This window comes from Zavarzinia compransoris, from assembly GCF_003173055.1.
Classification (GTDB): domain Bacteria; phylum Pseudomonadota; class Alphaproteobacteria; order Zavarziniales; family Zavarziniaceae; genus Zavarzinia; species Zavarzinia compransoris.
In genome coordinates, this window is the sequence record NZ_QGLF01000003.1 from 408,697 (window position 1) to 423,739 (window position 15,043).

16 protein-coding genes are annotated in these 15,043 nt (G+C 69.8%); 12 read left to right on the plus strand and 4 right to left on the minus strand.

What is annotated here, in order from left to right; translation table 11 throughout:
- The first annotated feature begins 20 nt into the window (after window positions 1-20).
- From odhB to DKG75_RS12655, 7 genes are all read left to right on the plus strand, one after another.
- Complete coding sequence (odhB, locus tag DKG75_RS12620) at window positions 21-1,226, plus strand: 2-oxoglutarate dehydrogenase complex dihydrolipoyllysine-residue succinyltransferase (protein WP_109921473.1); 1,206 nt, start codon at window positions 21-23, stop codon at window positions 1,224-1,226.
- Window positions 1,227-1,334: 108 nt separating this feature from the next.
- Window positions 1,335-3,104, plus strand: a complete 1,770-nt coding sequence (lpdA, locus tag DKG75_RS12625) for a dihydrolipoyl dehydrogenase (RefSeq protein ID WP_109921474.1) — start codon at window positions 1,335-1,337, stop codon at window positions 3,102-3,104.
- 2 nt (window positions 3,105-3,106) lie between these two features.
- A complete protein-coding gene (locus tag DKG75_RS12630) occupies window positions 3,107-3,658 on the plus strand; it encodes a hypothetical protein (RefSeq protein ID WP_109921475.1) in 552 nt (183 codons plus the stop codon).
- Window positions 3,659-3,689: 31 nt separating this feature from the next.
- Window positions 3,690-4,088: a hypothetical protein gene (locus tag DKG75_RS12635; RefSeq protein ID WP_133636999.1), complete on the plus strand. Its 399-nt coding sequence runs from the start codon at window positions 3,690-3,692 to the stop codon at window positions 4,086-4,088.
- Window positions 4,089-4,795: 707 nt separating this feature from the next.
- Entirely contained in the window at window positions 4,796-5,221 is a 426-nt protein-coding gene (locus DKG75_RS12645) for a hypothetical protein (RefSeq protein ID WP_109921478.1), read from the plus strand.
- Between the two features lie 44 nt (window positions 5,222-5,265).
- Complete coding sequence (locus DKG75_RS12650; protein WP_109921479.1) at window positions 5,266-5,691, plus strand: hypothetical protein; 426 nt, start codon at window positions 5,266-5,268, stop codon at window positions 5,689-5,691.
- Window positions 5,691-6,182 (plus strand): hypothetical protein, encoded by a 492-nt coding sequence (locus DKG75_RS12655; protein WP_133636998.1) that lies wholly within the window; start codon window positions 5,691-5,693, stop codon window positions 6,180-6,182. The genes DKG75_RS12650 and DKG75_RS12655 overlap by 1 nt, the downstream gene beginning before the upstream one ends.
- Here the strand turns inward: DKG75_RS12655 and DKG75_RS12660 are convergent.
- From DKG75_RS12660 to fsa, 4 genes are read right to left on the minus strand one after another with little or no spacing between them, the layout of a single operon-like run.
- Window positions 6,096-6,536, minus strand: a complete 441-nt coding sequence (locus tag DKG75_RS12660; protein WP_133636997.1) for a hypothetical protein — start codon at window positions 6,534-6,536, stop codon at window positions 6,096-6,098. The genes DKG75_RS12655 and DKG75_RS12660 overlap by 87 nt on opposite strands.
- A complete protein-coding gene (locus tag DKG75_RS23540; protein ID WP_243746561.1) occupies window positions 6,533-7,507 on the minus strand; it encodes a tyrosine recombinase XerC in 975 nt (324 codons plus the stop codon). Before DKG75_RS23540 ends, DKG75_RS12660 begins: the two co-directional genes overlap by 4 nt.
- Complete coding sequence (locus tag DKG75_RS23545) at window positions 7,483-8,277, minus strand: DUF484 family protein (RefSeq protein ID WP_109921482.1); 795 nt, start codon at window positions 8,275-8,277, stop codon at window positions 7,483-7,485. Before DKG75_RS23545 ends, DKG75_RS23540 begins: the two co-directional genes overlap by 25 nt.
- A gap of 11 nt (window positions 8,278-8,288) precedes the next feature.
- Complete coding sequence (gene fsa / locus DKG75_RS12675; protein WP_109921483.1) at window positions 8,289-8,945, minus strand: fructose-6-phosphate aldolase; 657 nt, start codon at window positions 8,943-8,945, stop codon at window positions 8,289-8,291.
- Between the two features lie 102 nt (window positions 8,946-9,047).
- Here fsa and DKG75_RS12680 point away from each other — a divergent pair, with 102 nt between their 5' ends.
- The 5 genes from DKG75_RS12680 to DKG75_RS12700 all read left to right on the plus strand — a co-directional run bounded on the left by DKG75_RS12680 (window position 9,048) and on the right by DKG75_RS12700 (window position 15,025).
- A complete protein-coding gene (locus DKG75_RS12680) occupies window positions 9,048-11,216 on the plus strand; it encodes a primosomal protein N' (protein ID WP_109921484.1) in 2,169 nt (722 codons plus the stop codon).
- Between the two features lie 18 nt (window positions 11,217-11,234).
- The gene (locus DKG75_RS12685) at window positions 11,235-11,714 is read left to right on the plus strand and encodes a GNAT family N-acetyltransferase (protein WP_109921485.1); all 480 of its coding nucleotides are present in this window, start codon (window positions 11,235-11,237) and stop codon (window positions 11,712-11,714) included.
- A gap of 307 nt (window positions 11,715-12,021) precedes the next feature.
- Window positions 12,022-12,582 carry a F0F1 ATP synthase subunit delta gene (locus tag DKG75_RS12690; RefSeq protein WP_109921486.1) on the plus strand — a complete coding sequence of 187 codons (561 nt, stop codon included), beginning with the start codon at window positions 12,022-12,024 and terminating at the stop codon, window positions 12,580-12,582.
- Window positions 12,582-14,111: a F0F1 ATP synthase subunit alpha gene (atpA, locus tag DKG75_RS12695; protein WP_109921487.1), complete on the plus strand. Its 1,530-nt coding sequence runs from the start codon at window positions 12,582-12,584 to the stop codon at window positions 14,109-14,111. The genes DKG75_RS12690 and atpA overlap by 1 nt, the downstream gene beginning before the upstream one ends.
- A gap of 26 nt (window positions 14,112-14,137) precedes the next feature.
- Window positions 14,138-15,025 carry a F0F1 ATP synthase subunit gamma gene (locus DKG75_RS12700; protein WP_109921488.1) on the plus strand — a complete coding sequence of 296 codons (888 nt, stop codon included), beginning with the start codon at window positions 14,138-14,140 and terminating at the stop codon, window positions 15,023-15,025.
- Window positions 15,026-15,043: the final 18 nt, after the last annotated feature.

Below are 15,043 nucleotides of genomic sequence, written 5' to 3' on the forward strand. Positions count from 1 at the left end.
ACGCCGAAGAGGCTGATAGAATGACGATCGAACTCAAGGTCCCCACGCTTGGCGAAAGCGTCACCGAGGCGACCATCGGCAAGTGGTTCCGCAATGCGGGCGAGGCGGTGAAGAAGGACGAGCCGCTGGTCGAGCTTGAGACCGACAAGGTCGCGGTCGAGGTCAATGCGCCCGAATCGGGCGTCCTCGTCCGCATCGATGCGAAGCCCGGCGACACGGTGACCATCGGCCAGATCCTGGGCGCCATCGACGAGACGGCCAAGGCCGCCGCCGCCCCGGCCGCGGCGCCCGCCCCGGCCCCGGCCCCGGTTGCTCCCGTGCCTGTCGCGGCCCCCGCCCCGGTTGCGGCGCCCGCCGGCGCCACCCCGGGCCCGGCGGCCCGCAAGCTGATCGCGGAATCGGGCCTCAGCGCCGCCGCGATCCCCGCCACCGGCCCGGGCGGCCGGGTGACCAAGGCGGATGTGATCGCCGCCGTCGCCAATCCGCCGGCCGCCGCGCCCAAGGCCCTGCCGCCGCGTGCCGAGGACCCGCGCGAAGAGCGCGTGAAGATGACCCGCCTGCGCAAGCGGATCGCCGAACGCCTGAAGGACGCGCAGAACACCGCGGCCATGCTGACCACCTTCAACGAGGTGGACATGACCGCGCTGATGGAAGCGCGCAACCAGTACAAGGACCTCTTCGAGAAGAAGCACGGCGTGAAGATGGGCTTCATGTCCTTCTTCGTGAAGGCGGCGGTGCAGGCGCTCAAGGAAGTCCCGGCGGTCAATGCCGAGATCTATGGCGACGAGATCGTCTACAAGAATTACTACGACATCTCGGTCGCGGTCTCCTCGCCCAGCGGCCTCGTCGTGCCGGTGGTGCGCGATGCCGACAAGCTCGGCTTCCATGAGATCGAGAAGGAAATCGCCCGCCTCGGCACCAAGGCGCGCGACGGCAAGCTCGCCATCGAAGACATGCAGGGCGGCACCTTCACCATCTCGAACGGCGGCGTCTTCGGCTCGCTGATGTCGACCCCGATCATCAACCCGCCGCAGTCCGCGATCCTTGGCATGCACAAGATCCAGGACCGGCCGATGGTGGTGAACAAGCAGGTCGTGGTCCGCCCGATGATGTATCTCGCGGTGTCCTACGACCACCGCCTGATCGACGGCCGCGAGGCGGTGACCTTCCTCGTCCGCATCAAGGAAGCGATCGAGGATCCGTCGCGCCTGCTGTTCGGCGTCTGATCCCAGAGGTCCAGCCTCCGTCCCTGACAGGCTCGGGACGGACCGGCAATTCCCGGCCCCCACCCCGAGCTTGTTCGCGGGTGGGGGTTTGCATTCGAGGTAGTGACGATGACCATCGAACTGAAAGTGCCGACCCTCGGCGAATCGATCACGGAAGCGACCGTCGGCGCCTGGTCCAAGCGGATCGGCGAAGCCGTGAAGAAGGACGAGGTCCTGGTGTCGCTTGAGACCGACAAGGTGGCGGTCGAAGTGTCCTCGCCCAGCGACGGCGTGCTCGCCGCGATTGCCGCCAAGGAAGGCGACACCGTGGTGATCGGCCAGGTCATCGGCGCCATCGACGAGACCGGCAAGGCCGCCGGCGTCCCCGTCGCCGCCCCGGCGCCGGCCGCTGCTCCGGCCCCGGCCCCCGCTGCTGCGCCGGTACCTGCGGCCGCCCCCGTGTCCGCCGGCCCTGCGGCCGTTGCGGTTTCGGGCGAAGATGCCTTCGATCTCGTCATCATCGGCGGCGGCCCGGCCGGCTATACGGCGGCGATCCGCGCCGGCCAGCTCGGCTTCAAGACCGCGATCGTCGAGAAGCGCGGCACCCTCGGCGGCACCTGCCTCAACGTCGGCTGCATCCCCTCGAAGGCGCTGCTGCATGCAACCGAACTCTACGACGAGGCGCAGCACGGCTTTGCCAAATACGGCATCAAGGCGGAAGGCGTCTCGGTCGACCTCGACGCCCTGATGGCGCATAAGACCAAGGTGGTCGGCGAGCTGACCAAGGGCATCGAGTTCCTCATGAAGAAGAACAAGGTGGCCTATATCGCCGGTGCCGGGAAATTCGTCTCGGCCGATACGATCGAGGTCACGCTGAACGCCGGCGGCACCCGCACCATCAAGGCGGCGCGCACCCTGATCGCCACCGGTTCCGACGTCTCGTCCCTGCCGGGCATCACCATCGACGAGAAGACCGTGGTCTCCTCGACCGGGGCGCTGGCGCTGGACAATGTGCCGAAGAAGCTGATCGTGATCGGCGGCGGCGTCATCGGCCTCGAACTCGGCTCGGTCTGGCGCCGGCTGGGCGCCGAGGTCACGGTGATCGAATTCCTCGACCGCATCACCCCGGCGATGGACGGCGAGGTTTCCAAGAATTTCCAGCGCATCCTGGGCAAGCAGGGCTTCGACTTCCTGCTCTCGCACAAGGTGACCGGCGTGAAGCCGGTGAAGAACGGCGCCACGGTCACCGTGGTGCCGGTCGCCGGCGGCGAGGAAAAAGTGCTGGATGCCGACATCGTCCTGGTCGCGGTCGGCCGCCGGCCCTATACCGACGGCCTGAACCTGGCCGACGCCGGGGTCGAGGTGACGGAGCGCGGCTTCATCCCGGTGAACGACCATTACGCCACCAATATCGGCCATATCTATGCGGTGGGCGACGTCATCGGCGGCCTGATGCTGGCCCATAAGGCCGAGGAAGAGGGCGTCGCCGCGGTCGAGATCATGGCCGGCCAGCACGGCCACGTGAATTACGACGCGATCCCCGGCGTCATCTATACCATGCCGGAAGTCGCCAATGTCGGCCGCACGGAAGAAGAGCTGAAGAAGCTGGGCGTCGCCTACAAGACCGGCAAATTCCCCTTCACCGCCAATTCCCGCGCCAAGGCCAATGCCCAGACCGAAGGCTTCGTGAAGGTGATCGCCGATGCGGCCACCGACCGGATCCTGGGCGCCCATATCATCGGGGCGGACGCCGGCAACATGATCGCGGAAATCGTCACCGCCATCGAGTTCGGCGCGGCGGCCGAGGACCTGGCCCGCACCAGCCACGCTCATCCGACCGAGATGGAAGCGATCCGCGAGGCGGCGCTCGGCGTCAACGGCGGCACGCGGCAGATGTGACCATGGCCGAGGGGCGCCCGGATTCGGAAGACAAGCCGGGCGCCGACCGGCCGGAAGACCATGGCCAGGGGGCGGACATCATTCCCTTCCGCCCCCGGCCGCAACCGCCGGCGCCACGGTCGGGCACCGCCGGCCGCGGCCCGGTGATCGGGCCGCGCAGCCGCATCGCCGGCCGGCTCCGCCTGGGCGAGGCGGCGACCTTCGGCGCTCTGTTCGCCCTTGTCGCCCTGCTGGTCGAGGAACCGGTGCGGGCGCTGCCCTTCCTGCTGCTCGGCTTCGGGATCGCGGCGTTTTCCTGGTTCACCATCGCGCCCCGGCGCGGGCCGATCGACAATGGCACCGTCTTCGTCGCGGCGCTGGCCTCGGCCTTGGCCGGCTGGCTGGCCTATGCCCTGGTGAAGAGCATCGGCGCGGGCGGCGGCGCCCTGACCGTGTTCGAGATGTTCGTCGGCGGCATCGCCTATGCCATGGTCGTCGCCTGGCCGGTCGGGATCGCGGCGGGGTTCGTCGTCCGCCGCCTCGCCCTGCAATGGCGCCCGGCCGGGCGCGGGTGAAATGAATGGCGCCCGGCCGGGCGCGGGTGAAATGCGCCGGCTCGCGGCGGCGCTGGGCTTCGGCGCGGCCGCCCTCGGCTGGCTGCTGCTGGCACGCGGCCTGCTGCCCGATTTCGCCGCCGCGACGGCCGAAATCCACCGCCCCCTTGCCGCCGCCACCCTGCCGACGGCGGCTTTCGCCTGGGCCGCGGCGGCCGGGTCTCGGCCGGGCCTCCGGCGCGGCGCCCTGGCCGGCGCCCTGGCGGCGGTGCTCGCCCTGGTGACGGGGCCCCTGGCGGTTCTGGCCGCCGACCCGCCGGCAGCGCAGGACGGTTTCGGCCTCTGGGTGCTGCTGGTCTCACTGGCAGCGATCTTCATCCTGCCGGCAGCCCTGCCGGTGCTGGCGGCAACCGGCGCCCTGTTCGCCGCCTGCGGCCGCCGGTGCCGGTGATTCTGTCCATCGCCCGACGACAGGGTAACCGCTGGCAGGACCGGGTCTTGACGCTCCTGGCTTTCTGCCATCAAGGCGCCGCGCGCCAGCACGGACGGGAAGGGAGGCTTCGCGCGTCCATTGCCGCCCCGGCGGCCGTACTGGCCCTGGTGACGAGGCCCCTGGTGGTTACGCGGGCAGCACAGGACGGTTTCGGACTCTGGGGGGCGATGGTTTCGCCAGTGGCGGTCTTCCTCCTGCCGGCGCTGGCGGCAACCGGCGCCCCTGTTCGCCGTCTGCGGCCGCCGGCGCCGGTGATTGTCTCCATCGCCAGACAAAAGGGTAACCGCTGGCAAGACCGGACCTTGGCGCGCAGGACCTTTTGCCATCAAGGCGCCATGCGCCCGGGCGAGCGGGAAGGGCGGCTTGGCCCGCCCATCGCCGTCCTGGCGGGGTCTTGCCGTTTCCTGGGCGCGGCGCTCTGGCCGGGGCCTTTTGGCGGCCGTGCTGGCTCTGGTGACGAGGCCCCCTGGTGGTTGTGACGGACGGCGCGGGACGGTTTCGGCCTCCGGGGGGGGGGGGGGGGGGGGTNTTTTACCATCAAGGGGCAAGGCTTCGTCCGGCCCGTTGCCGCCCCGGCGGGGCCTTGGCGGTTATGGCGGTTTCGGCCTTCGGGGGCGGTGATTTTCTTCATCGCCCGGTGGGGTGCGGGCTGGCAGGATCGGATCATGACGCGCATGGCTTTTCTTTTCGAGGTGTTGGGCTTCGGCCTGGTGGCGGCGCTGGTCGCCTGGGTCGTCTATTCGCTCCGCGGCCAGGCGGCGGTGGAGATGCCGTCCTGGCTGTCCGTCTATGCCGGGGTTGCCGCCGCCGCCGTCTGGTCGGCGCTGGTCCGGCGGGAGGGGCGGGTTCGCCTGTCCGTCGCCGCCCTGGCCGGGGTCTTGTCCGTGGTGGCGGCCCATGTCCTCGGGACCGTGGTCATCACCCTGGCCGGGGCGATCGACCGGGGGCCGGAATTCGTCGGCCTGGGCACCGGGCTGCTGCTCTTCGCCCTGCTGGCCCTGGTGCTGACCGCGCATCAGACCCTGCCGCCGGCGATCGCTGCGGCCCTGGCCTTTGCCCTGGCCAGCCGGCTCTGGCGCCGGCGGCTGTGACGTTCCTCATCGCCGCCCGTGCTCGCTTGTGACAGTCTGGCGCCATGACTCGCTTCGCCTTCATCCTGGAAGCCCTGGGCTTCGCCCTGCTCGCCGCAGCGGTGGCGGCGGGTTTCGCCGCCAATAACGGCGATCTGGAAAGCGGCCTCCACTGGTGGCTGGCGCTGGTGACCGGCAGTGCCGGCTTGCCCATCTGGCTGATGGTCCATTCGGCGCGGGGCCGGGTGCATCTCGGCATGGCCGTCCTGGCCGGGGTCCTGACGGTATTGGCCGCCTATGGCCTCGGGGCCCTGGTCGCGGGCGTGCTGGTCGCGTGGGATGCGGGCGTGCCGCTGACCGCCATGGTGGGCGGGGTGGCGGGCTTCGCCATGTTCGGCCTGCTGCTGACCGGGATCGTGACCCTGCCCCTCGGGGCGCTGTTCGCGGTCGCCTATGGCGCCGCCTGCCGGTTGTGGCGTTCCCCCGGCTGATGCCCGTGCGGCGGGGGCGGCGTCACGGGCTGGAAGCCGCGCTCTATGCCGGATTGATGGCCGGCCTTGTCGCCGCTCTCCTCTGGGTCGTGTTCGAGCGGGCGGACAGGCCGTGGCGGCCGGGTGCCGAGGCCGATCCGGGCCGGCTGCTGCGGGGGGCGGCCTGCGCCTTCGTCGCCGCCTTCGCCCTGTGGCGGGGACAGGCGAAGCCGTCCGGCCCGGTCGACTGGGGCGAGGCGGTGAAGATCGGCTTGCTGGCCACGCTGGTGGGGCATGTCCTGTTCTTCCTCGCCTTCTATGCCGGCAGATTGGCGGAAGCCTGGGGCCAGCCGCGGTTTCAGGAGGTGCTGGGCGACCTCCACCTGATGCTGCTGATGGTGCCGCTGTCTTTCATCGTCACGGAATTACTCGTCCTCGTGCCGGCGATCCTCTTGACCCTGGCTTTCGCCGGCCTGTCCCGGCTGTGGCGACGCCACGACCTCGGCGGGTGACGGCGGGGGGCCGACGCCGTTCCAGGCGAGTGGCCGGGCGTTGGGGGAACGCAGATGCGTCCGCCGGCCCTTGTCGACTTCGTAGTCGCGGGGGCCGCCGTGGGAGCAGACCGGCTCGGCATAGCCCGCCTCGGCCAGGGGCGCGGCAAGGATGCGCCGGGCCTCGGGCCCGGTATTCTCGTAAGTGACGGTGATCAGGTCGGTGATGAACAGGGTGTCTCCCGTCTGCGACCAGCAATAGTAATAGCTGGGCGGCCGGAAGATCGGATCGCCGTAGAACAGCAGCCCGAGGACGATCACGAACAGCAGGCGCCCGCCATATCCTTCCGGCAATGACGGCAGCCGCAGCCTCATCCCCTGGCCCTCGGGTGGGCGTCGGCATAGGCGGCGAGCAGGCGGGCGGTATCGACCTCGGTATAGCGCTGGGTGGTGGACAGGCTGGCGTGGCCGAGCAATTCCTGGATCGTGCGCAGGTCGCCGCCCGCGCCCAGCAGATGGGTGGCGAAGGAATGGCGGAGCGCATGGGGCGTCGCATCGGCGGAGAGGCCGAGGGCGCCGCGCAAGGTTTCCATGCAGCGCTGCACGATGCGGGGCGACAGCGGCCCGCCCTTGGCGCCGACGAACAGGGGCCCCGCCGCCGGCAGCGGGTAGGGGCAGAGGGCGAGGTAGCGCTCGACCGAGGCGCCAAGCGCCGGCAGCACCGGCACCAGCCGCTCCTTGTTGCCCTTGCCGGTGATGCGCAGCATGTCGCGGAACGGCACGTCGCGGCGCTTCAGGCCCAGCGCTTCCGAAATGCGCAGCCCGCAGCCGTAGAGGAGGGCGAGCACCGCCTCGTCCCGCGCCGCGATCCAGGGCTCGGCCGCGAGGCTGCCCGCCTCGTCCACCGTGGCCAGGGCGGCGGCGGCGGTCAGCGGCCGGGGCACGCCATGGGGCCGCTTGGGCGCCTTGACGGCCAGGGCGGCGGCATTCTGGCCGTGGCCCTGGCGGTCGAGATGGCGAAAGAAATGGCGCAGCGCCGAAAGGCCGCGGGCGGCGGAGGCCGGGCCGATACCCTCGCCCCGGCGGCGGGCCTGGAAGGCGCGGAAGTCGCGCGGCCCGAGCGCCAGCAGGGCGGCGATATCGGGCACCTCGCCCCGATGCTCGGCGATGAAGGCGAGGAATTGGCGCAGGTCCCGGGCATAGCCGTCGATCGTGTGCTCGGCGGCGCGGCGCTCCGCCCGCAGGTGGCGCAGCCAGTCGGCGACGGCCCGGGCAAGGTCCGGCGCCGCCGCCAGCAGGGCAGGCGGCGGCGGGGCCGGGGTCAGGCCTGGGCCAGGCGCAGCCAAAGCTGGATCACCCGTTCGACCACCAGGGCCAGGAAATGCAGCAACTCGCCGCCCTGGCCCTCGTCGTATTTGTCGGGGTCGCGGCTGCCCAGGGCCAGCAGGCCGACCGGCCCGTCGCCGAGGTCGAGGCGGGCGAAGGCCTGGCTCTGGACCAGGGGGGCGGCGGGGCCGAACAGGGTGCCGTCGTCGAAGGCGCCGCTGGCGAGGCGGATCGCCTGCCCCTCGCCCAGCAGGGCATCGACCGTGCCGGGCACGACCAGCTGCAGGTTCGGCAGGTCCGGCGCGTCCTCCATGCCCTCGCCCTCGAGGCAGAGGGTGACGACATCGATGCCCAGCACCGGCGCCAGGTCCTGGGTGATCGCGTGGATCGCCTCCTCGAAGCTGGCGGCTTCGAGGAGGAGGAGGATCGCCTCCTGCACCAGGCCCTGGGCCGAGACATTGGCCCGGGCGGCCGTGATCACCTCGGACTGGAAGTGGCGGAGGCGGGCATTGTCGGTGCGCAGCCGCTCGACCAGGGCGCGCTGGAAATCGACCACCTTGTCGCCGTCGGCGTCGCTGCGCGGCGGCAGGGCCTGATGCTCCAGGAGATCGGCATTGCGGGCGAGAAAGCCCGGATGCGCCATCAGGTAGCCGCGCACCTCGGTCGAGGTGAGCCGGCGCCTGGCCGGGGCGGGCGCCGGTTCCGCCTTCGCCGCCGTCTCGGGGGTCGCCGCCTCGGGGGTGGCGGTCTCGGGGGTGGCGTCTTCCGGCTGTTCCGTGGTCTTCGACAAGGCGGAGGTCCTTAAAGGATCGACTGGCCGGTCTTGGCCCAATCGGCCAGGAAGGCGTCGAGGCCGCGGTCGGTGAGCGGATGATTGGCCAGCGCCCGCAGCACGGACGGCGGCAGGGTGGCGACATCGGCCCCGAGCTTGGCCGAATCGATGACATGGCGCGGGTGGCGGACCGAGGCGACCAGGATCTCGGTCGTCAGCGCCTCGTAATTGTCGTAGATCTGGCGGATCTCGGCGATCAGGTCCATGCCGTCGGTGGCGATGTCGTCGAGCCGGCCGACGAAGGGCGAGATGAAGGCGGCACCGGCCTTGGCCGCCAGCAGGGCCTGGGCGGACGAGAAGCACAGGGTGACATTGACCATGACGCCGTCGTCCGACAGGGCCTTGCAGGTCTTGAGCCCGGCCCAGGTCAGCGGCACCTTCACCGCGACATTGGTCGCGAGCTTGGCCAGCTTGCGGCCCTCGGTCAGCATGGTGTCGAAATCGGTCGCGGTCACCTCGGCCGAGACGGGGCCCGGCACCACCTCGCAGATCTCGGCGATGACGTCGAGGATGTTGCGGCCCGACTTGGCGATCAGGCTGGGGTTGGTGGTCACCCCATCGACCATGCCGGTCGAGGCAAGATCCTTGATTTCACGCACGTCGGCGGTGTCGATGAAGAACTTCATTTATCGGGTTTCCGCTGGGATGGTCGTATGGGAAAAGGCGGACATGGCCCGAATCGCACGCTGCGGTCCGCACCCCCTGGCCCTTTCCGGCGACTATAGACCATGAGCTTGCCGCAGCGCATTCCCGTTCTCGTCACCCTGCCGTTTCCGGGGCCGCTGGACTATGCCCCGCCCGGCGGCGCCGTGCCGCCGCCGGGTACTTTCGTCGACGTGCCGCTCGGTCCCCGGCGGGTGACCGGGGTGGTCTGGGACGGCGCGGGCGAAGGGATCGTCGCCGCCGCGAAGCTGCGCCCCATCGCCCTGGTCCACGACTGGCCGGCGATGACGGCGAAGGCGCGCCGCTTTCTCGACTGGATGGCGGGATATACGATGGCGCCGCCGGGCATGGTGCTGCGCCATTTCGCCAATGCCGCCAACAATGATGCGGCGGCCCCGGTCACCGGCTATGCCCCGACCGGGCGCCAGCCCGACCGGGTGACGCCGGCGCGGAAGGCCGTGCTCGAGCTTCTTGCCGCCGAGGGCGCCCTGGCCCCGGCCGCCATCCTGGCCGCGACCGGGGTGACTTCGGGGGTGCTGCGCGGCCTCGTCGACGGCGGCGCGCTGCGGCCCGTCGCGCTGGCCGCGCCGCCGGCGCCGCGGCCCGATCCGGATTTCGCCCTGCCGGCCCTGTCCGAGGGGCAGGCCGCGGTCGCCGGGGAATTGACGGCGGCGGTCGGCGCCGGGGGCTATCGCGCCTTCCTGCTCGACGGCGTCACCGGCTCGGGCAAGACCGAGGTCTATCTCGAAGCCATCGCCACGGCACTCCGTTCCGGGCGGCAGGCCCTGGTGCTGCTGCCGGAAATCGCGCTGACGGCGGGCCTGTTGGAGCGGTTCGCCGCGCGTTTCGGCGTCGCCCCCGCGGTCTGGCATTCGGACCTGACGCCGGCCGCGCGGCGCCGGGTCTGGCGCGGCGTGGCGGCGGGCGCGGTCGGGCTGGTGATCGGGGCGCGCTCCGCCCTGTTCCTGCCCTTCGCCGATCTCGGCGTCATCATCGTCGACGAGGAACACGACCAGGGCTTCAAGCAGGACGACGGCGTCGCCTATCACGGCCGCGACATGGCTGTGGTGCGCGCCACCATCGAGGATTGCCCGATCGTCCTGGCCAGCGCCACCCCCAGCCTGGAGACCCTGGCCAATGTCGAGGCCGGGCGCTATCGCCGCCTGGTGCTGCCGGAACGGCACGGCGGCGCCATGCTGCCCGAGGTGCAGATCGTCGACATGCGGGCCAATGCGCCGGAGCGGGGCAATTTCCTCTCCCCCGTCCTGACCCGGGCGATGGCGGAATGCCTGGCCCGGGGCGAGCAGAGCCTGCTGTTCCTGAACCGCCGGGGCTATGCCCCCCTGACACTGTGCCGGCATTGCGGGCATCGCATCGAATGCCCGAACTGCACCGCCTGGCTGGTCGAGCACCGCAACCGCCGGCAATTGGAATGCCATCACTGCGGCCATATCGTGCCGAAGCCCCACGCCTGCCCCGAATGCGGTGAGGAGGACAGTCTCGTCGCCTGCGGCCCGGGGGTGGAGCGGATCGACGAGGAAGTGGCGAATATTCTGCCCCAGGCCCGGCGCCTGATTCTCGCCTCCGACACGCTGGGCGGGCCCTTGGCGCTGGCGGCCGCCTTCGATGCGATCGCGGCCCGCGAGGTCGATGTGGTGATCGGCACCCAGATCGTCGCCAAGGGGCATCATTTTCCCTTTCTCACCCTGGTCGGCGTGGTCGATGCCGATCTCGGCCTCGACGGCGGCGACCTCCGCGCGGGCGAGCGTATCTTCCAATTGACCACCCAGGTGGTCGGCCGCGCCGGCCGGGGCGAGCGGCCGGGCCGGGCCCTGATCCAGAGCTTCGATCCCGAGGCCGGCGTGATCCGGGCGATCGCCCGCAACGACCGCGACGGTTTCGTCGCCGCCGAACAGGCGGCGCGCAAGCGCCACGGCCTGCCGCCCTACGGCCGGCTGGTGGCGATCATCCTGTCGGGGCCCGACCAGGGCGAGGTGATGACCATCGGCCGGCACCTCGCCCGCACCGCGCCCCGCGATATCGAGGGTTTCGACGTCCTGGGCCCGGCGCCGGCACCCTTGAGCCTGCTGCGCGGCCGCCACCGGGTGCGCCTGCTGGTCCGCGCCCCCCGGCGCCTGAACGTGCAGGCGGTGCTGCGCCCCTGGCTCGACGCGGCGCCGGTGCCCGGCCGGGTCAGGATGCAGGTGGACGTCGACCCCTATCACTTCATGTAGGCGCTGGAAGGAAGGACCATGACCCTGATTCGCGCAGCCCGGCCCGGGGACGAGGCGCATTGGCGCCGGCTTTGGGCCGCTTATTGCGCCTTCTACCGCAGTGCGGTGCCGGACGCGGTGACCGCGACCACCTGGGGCCGGATTCTCGATCCCCTGGCGCCGGTCTTCTGCCTGGTGGCGGAACACGGGGGCGGGGTCGCCGGTTTCGCGGTCTGCGTCGTTCATGCCCGCACCTGGTCGATCGAGCCGATCGTCTATCTCGAAGATCTCTATGTCGATGAAACGGTCCGGGGCGGCGGGGTCGGCTTCGCCCTGATCGAGGGCCTGAAGGCGGAGGCCCGGCGCCGGGGCGCCGGCCAGCTCTACTGGCACACGGAAGGCGACAATCGGGCCGCGCGCCGGCTCTACGACCGATTCCGGCCGGCGGACGGCTATGTCCGCTACCGGCTCGATCTTCCGGGCATTGGAGATTCGGATGAGAGCGGCATTCCCGCTTGAAAAATGCCGCGTCCTCCCCTGCAATGCCCTCGGCGTCCGGGGATGGCGCCTTGAGTTCCGCGCGTGTCGGGTGGGGGTCTTGCGTCGCTAAGACCATGGTCGAATCTGCGGTCATTTTTATGCCGCAAATTGCGCCTTAGACCATTTTGACGCGGCCCATACGGTTGCGGCGCATCAAGGCCTGTGGTACGAGACGCCTGCTTCAGCGGGCGGGGTCTGTGCGCGCATTCTTTGCGCCCAACTTCGCTTTGAGATTTCAACGGCTTAGAGGTGGCCCCTTAGGGGCGGCTGCCCGGGGGCAAGGGTCTTGGCAACCTCATCTTCGACGCTCGCGCAAATCGGCGGCCGCTATGCCGGCGCCCTGTTCGACCTGTCGTCCGGGCGCGGCGTGCTCGACGCGGTCGCGGCCGATCTGGAAACGATCGGCGCGCTGCTCGCGGAATCGCCCGAACTGGTCGCCTTCATCCGCAGCCCGCTGCGCAAGCGCGAAGAGCAGGGCAAGGTCTTCAGGACCCTGCTGGGCCAGGCCGGCGTCGGTCCCTTCGCCACTCATTTCGTCCTGCTGCTGGCGAAGAACGGGCGCCTGTTCGCCCTGCCCGCCGCGCTCAGCGCCTTCAAGGAGCTGCTGGCCAAGGCCCGCGGCGAGGTGACGGCGGCCGTCACCTCGGCCGAGCCGCTGAGCTTCGCCCAGGAAGAACAGCTCAAATCCGAATTGTCTCGCCTCGTCGGCAAGACTGTCCTGATCGATGCCAAGGTCGATCAAAGCCTCCTCGGCGGCCTCATCGTGCGCGTTGGTTCGCGCCAGATTGACGGCAGCCTCAAGACCAAGCTGGACCGCCTGTCGGTCGCATTGAAGGGGAATGCATAATGGCACTCCGGGCCGCTGAGATTTCCGCAGTCCTCAAGGACGAAATCGCCAATTTCGGCGCCGAAGCCGAAACCACCGAGGTCGGCCAGGTCCTGTCCGTCGGTGACGGCGTCGCCCGCGTCTACGGCCTCGACGGCGTCCAGGCCGGCGAAATGGTCGAATTCCCCGGCGGCGTGAAGGGCATGGCCCTGAACCTCGAGACCGACAATGTCGGCATCGTGATCTTCGGCAACGACCGCGCCATCAAGGAAGGCGACGTCGTCAAGCGGACCGGCACCATCGTGGACGTGCCCGTGGGCCGCGGCCTGCTCGGCCGCGTGGTCGACGGTCTCGGCAACCCGATCGACGGCAAGGGTCCCCTCGTGGACGTCACCCGCGCCCGCGTCGAGGTGAAGGCCCCGGGCATCATCCCGCGCCAGGGCGTGCATGAGCCGATGCAGACCGGCCTGAAGGCGATCGACAGCCTGGTGCCCGTCGGCCGCGGCCAGCGCGAGCTGATCATCGGCGACCGCCAGACCGGCAAGACCGCCGTCGCCATCGACACGTTCATCAACCAGAAGCCGGTCAACGCCGGCACTGACGAGTCGAAGAAGCTCTATTGCATCTACGTCGCCGTCGGCCAGAAGCGTTCGACCGTCGCCCAGATCGTGAAGATGCTGGAAGACAACGGCGCGCTGGAATATTCGATCGTCGTCGCCGCCACCGCTTCCGAGCCGGCGCCGCTGCAGTTCCTGGCGCCCTATACCGGCTGCGCCATGGGCGAATTCTTCCGCGACAACGGCATGCATGCCCTGATCGTCTATGACGATCTCTCCAAGCAGGCCGTCGCCTATCGCCAGATGTCGCTGCTGCTGCGCCGCCCGCCGGGCCGCGAAGCCTATCCCGGCGACGTGTTCTATCTCCACAGCCGCCTGCTGGAACGCGCCGCCAAGATGTCGGACGTCAAGGGCGCCGGCTCGCTGACCGCGCTGCCGGTGATCGAGACCCAGGCGGGCGACGTCTCGGCCTATATTCCGACCAACGTGATCTCGATCACCGACGGCCAGATCTTCCTCGAGACCAACCTGTTCTACCAGGGCATCCGTCCGGCCATCAACGTCGGCCTGTCGGTGTCGCGCGTCGGCTCCGCCGCGCAGATCAAGGCGATGAAGCAGGTCGCGGGCTCGATCAAGCTGGAACTGGCGCAGTACCGCGAGATGGCGGCCTTCGCCCAGTTCGGTTCCGACCTCGACGCCTCGACCCAGCGCCTGCTGAACCGCGGCGCCCGCCTGACCGAACTGCTGAAGCAGCCGCAGTTCAACCCCCTCCCGGTCGAAGAGCAGGTCGCCTCGATCTTCTCGGGCGTGAAGGGTTACCTGGACAAGCTGCCGGTGGCCAAGGTCGGCGCCTTCGAGAAGGCCCTGCTCGACGAGCTGCGGACCAAGAACGCCGACATCCTGGCCACGATCCGCACCGAAAAGGCGCTGTCGAAGGACACTGAGGCCAAGCTGCACGCCGTGGCCGAAGCCATCGTCAAGCGCTTCGCCTGAGCCCGGCAGCATAAGGGACAGCGGCGATGCCGAGCTTGAAAGACTTGAAGCTGCGCATTAACAGCGTCAAGTCGACCCAGAAGATCACCAAGGCCATGAAGATGGTCGCGGCGTCCAAACTGCGCCGCGCCCAGGAGGCCGCGGAGGCTGCCCGTCCCTATGCCGCGCGCATGGAACAGGTGCTGGCCTCCCTGGCTGCCGGCGTGACCATCACCGAGGACATGCCGAAGCTCCTCACCGGCACGGGCAAGGACCAGGTTCACCTCCTGGTCGTCGCCACGGCGGAACGGGGCCTTTGCGGCGGCTTCAATTCGTCGATCGTGCGTCTCGCCCGCCAGCGCATCCAGGCGCTGCAGGCCGAGGGCAAGACGGTGAAGGTGCTGTGCGTCGGCCGCAAGGGCCGCGACGCCCTGCGCCGCGACTATGCCAAGCTGATCATCGAGACGGTGGAAGTCGCGGGCGGGATCCGCAAGCAGGGCTTCCCGATCGCCGCCGCGATCGCGGACAAGCTGTTCGCGCTCTATGACGCCGGCGAATTCGACGTCGCCACCGTCTTCTACGCCCAGTTCAAGAGCGTGATCGCCCAGATCCCGACCGCCCAGCAGATCATTCCGGCGGCCCTGCCGGAAGGCGAGGGCAATGGTCCGGACCTGAAGGGCGCGATCTTCACCTTCGAGCCGGGCGAGGAGGAAATCCTCGAAGCCCTGCTGCCGCGCAATGTGGCGGTGCAGATCTACCGGGCCCTGCTCGAGAATGCGGCCTCCGAAGAAGGCTCCCGCATGAGCGCCATGGACAATGCGACCCGCAACGCGGGCGACATGATCAACCGTCTGACGCTGACCTACAACCGGACCCGTCAGGCTGCGATCACCAAGGAACTGATCGAAATTATCTCGGGCGCCGAGGCGCTCTGAGGACCAGGATAGGAAGAC

Bases quoted from the DNA above. Each gene is read 5' to 3' on its own strand.
- odhB (WP_109921473.1), top strand. From the start codon at position 21: ATGACGATCGAACTCAAGGTCCCCACGCTTGGCGAAAGCGTCACCGAG.
- lpdA (WP_109921474.1), top strand. From the start codon at position 1,335: ATGACCATCGAACTGAAAGTGCCGACCCTCGGCGAATCGATCACGGAA.
- DKG75_RS12630 (WP_109921475.1), top strand. From the start codon at position 3,107: ATGGCCGAGGGGCGCCCGGATTCGGAAGACAAGCCGGGCGCCGACCGG.
- DKG75_RS12635 (WP_133636999.1), top strand. From the start codon at position 3,690: ATGCGCCGGCTCGCGGCGGCGCTGGGCTTCGGCGCGGCCGCCCTCGGC.
- DKG75_RS12645 (WP_109921478.1), top strand. From the start codon at position 4,796: ATGACGCGCATGGCTTTTCTTTTCGAGGTGTTGGGCTTCGGCCTGGTG.
- DKG75_RS12650 (WP_109921479.1), top strand. From the start codon at position 5,266: ATGACTCGCTTCGCCTTCATCCTGGAAGCCCTGGGCTTCGCCCTGCTC.
- DKG75_RS12655 (WP_133636998.1), top strand. From the start codon at position 5,691: ATGCCCGTGCGGCGGGGGCGGCGTCACGGGCTGGAAGCCGCGCTCTAT.
- DKG75_RS12660 (WP_133636997.1), bottom strand. From the start codon at position 6,536: ATGAGGCTGCGGCTGCCGTCATTGCCGGAAGGATATGGCGGGCGCCTG.
- fsa (WP_109921483.1), bottom strand. From the start codon at position 8,945: ATGAAGTTCTTCATCGACACCGCCGACGTGCGTGAAATCAAGGATCTT.
- DKG75_RS12680 (WP_109921484.1), top strand. From the start codon at position 9,048: ATGAGCTTGCCGCAGCGCATTCCCGTTCTCGTCACCCTGCCGTTTCCG.
- DKG75_RS12685 (WP_109921485.1), top strand. From the start codon at position 11,235: ATGACCCTGATTCGCGCAGCCCGGCCCGGGGACGAGGCGCATTGGCGC.
- atpA (WP_109921487.1), top strand. From the start codon at position 12,582: ATGGCACTCCGGGCCGCTGAGATTTCCGCAGTCCTCAAGGACGAAATC.
- DKG75_RS12700 (WP_109921488.1), top strand. From the start codon at position 14,138: ATGCCGAGCTTGAAAGACTTGAAGCTGCGCATTAACAGCGTCAAGTCG.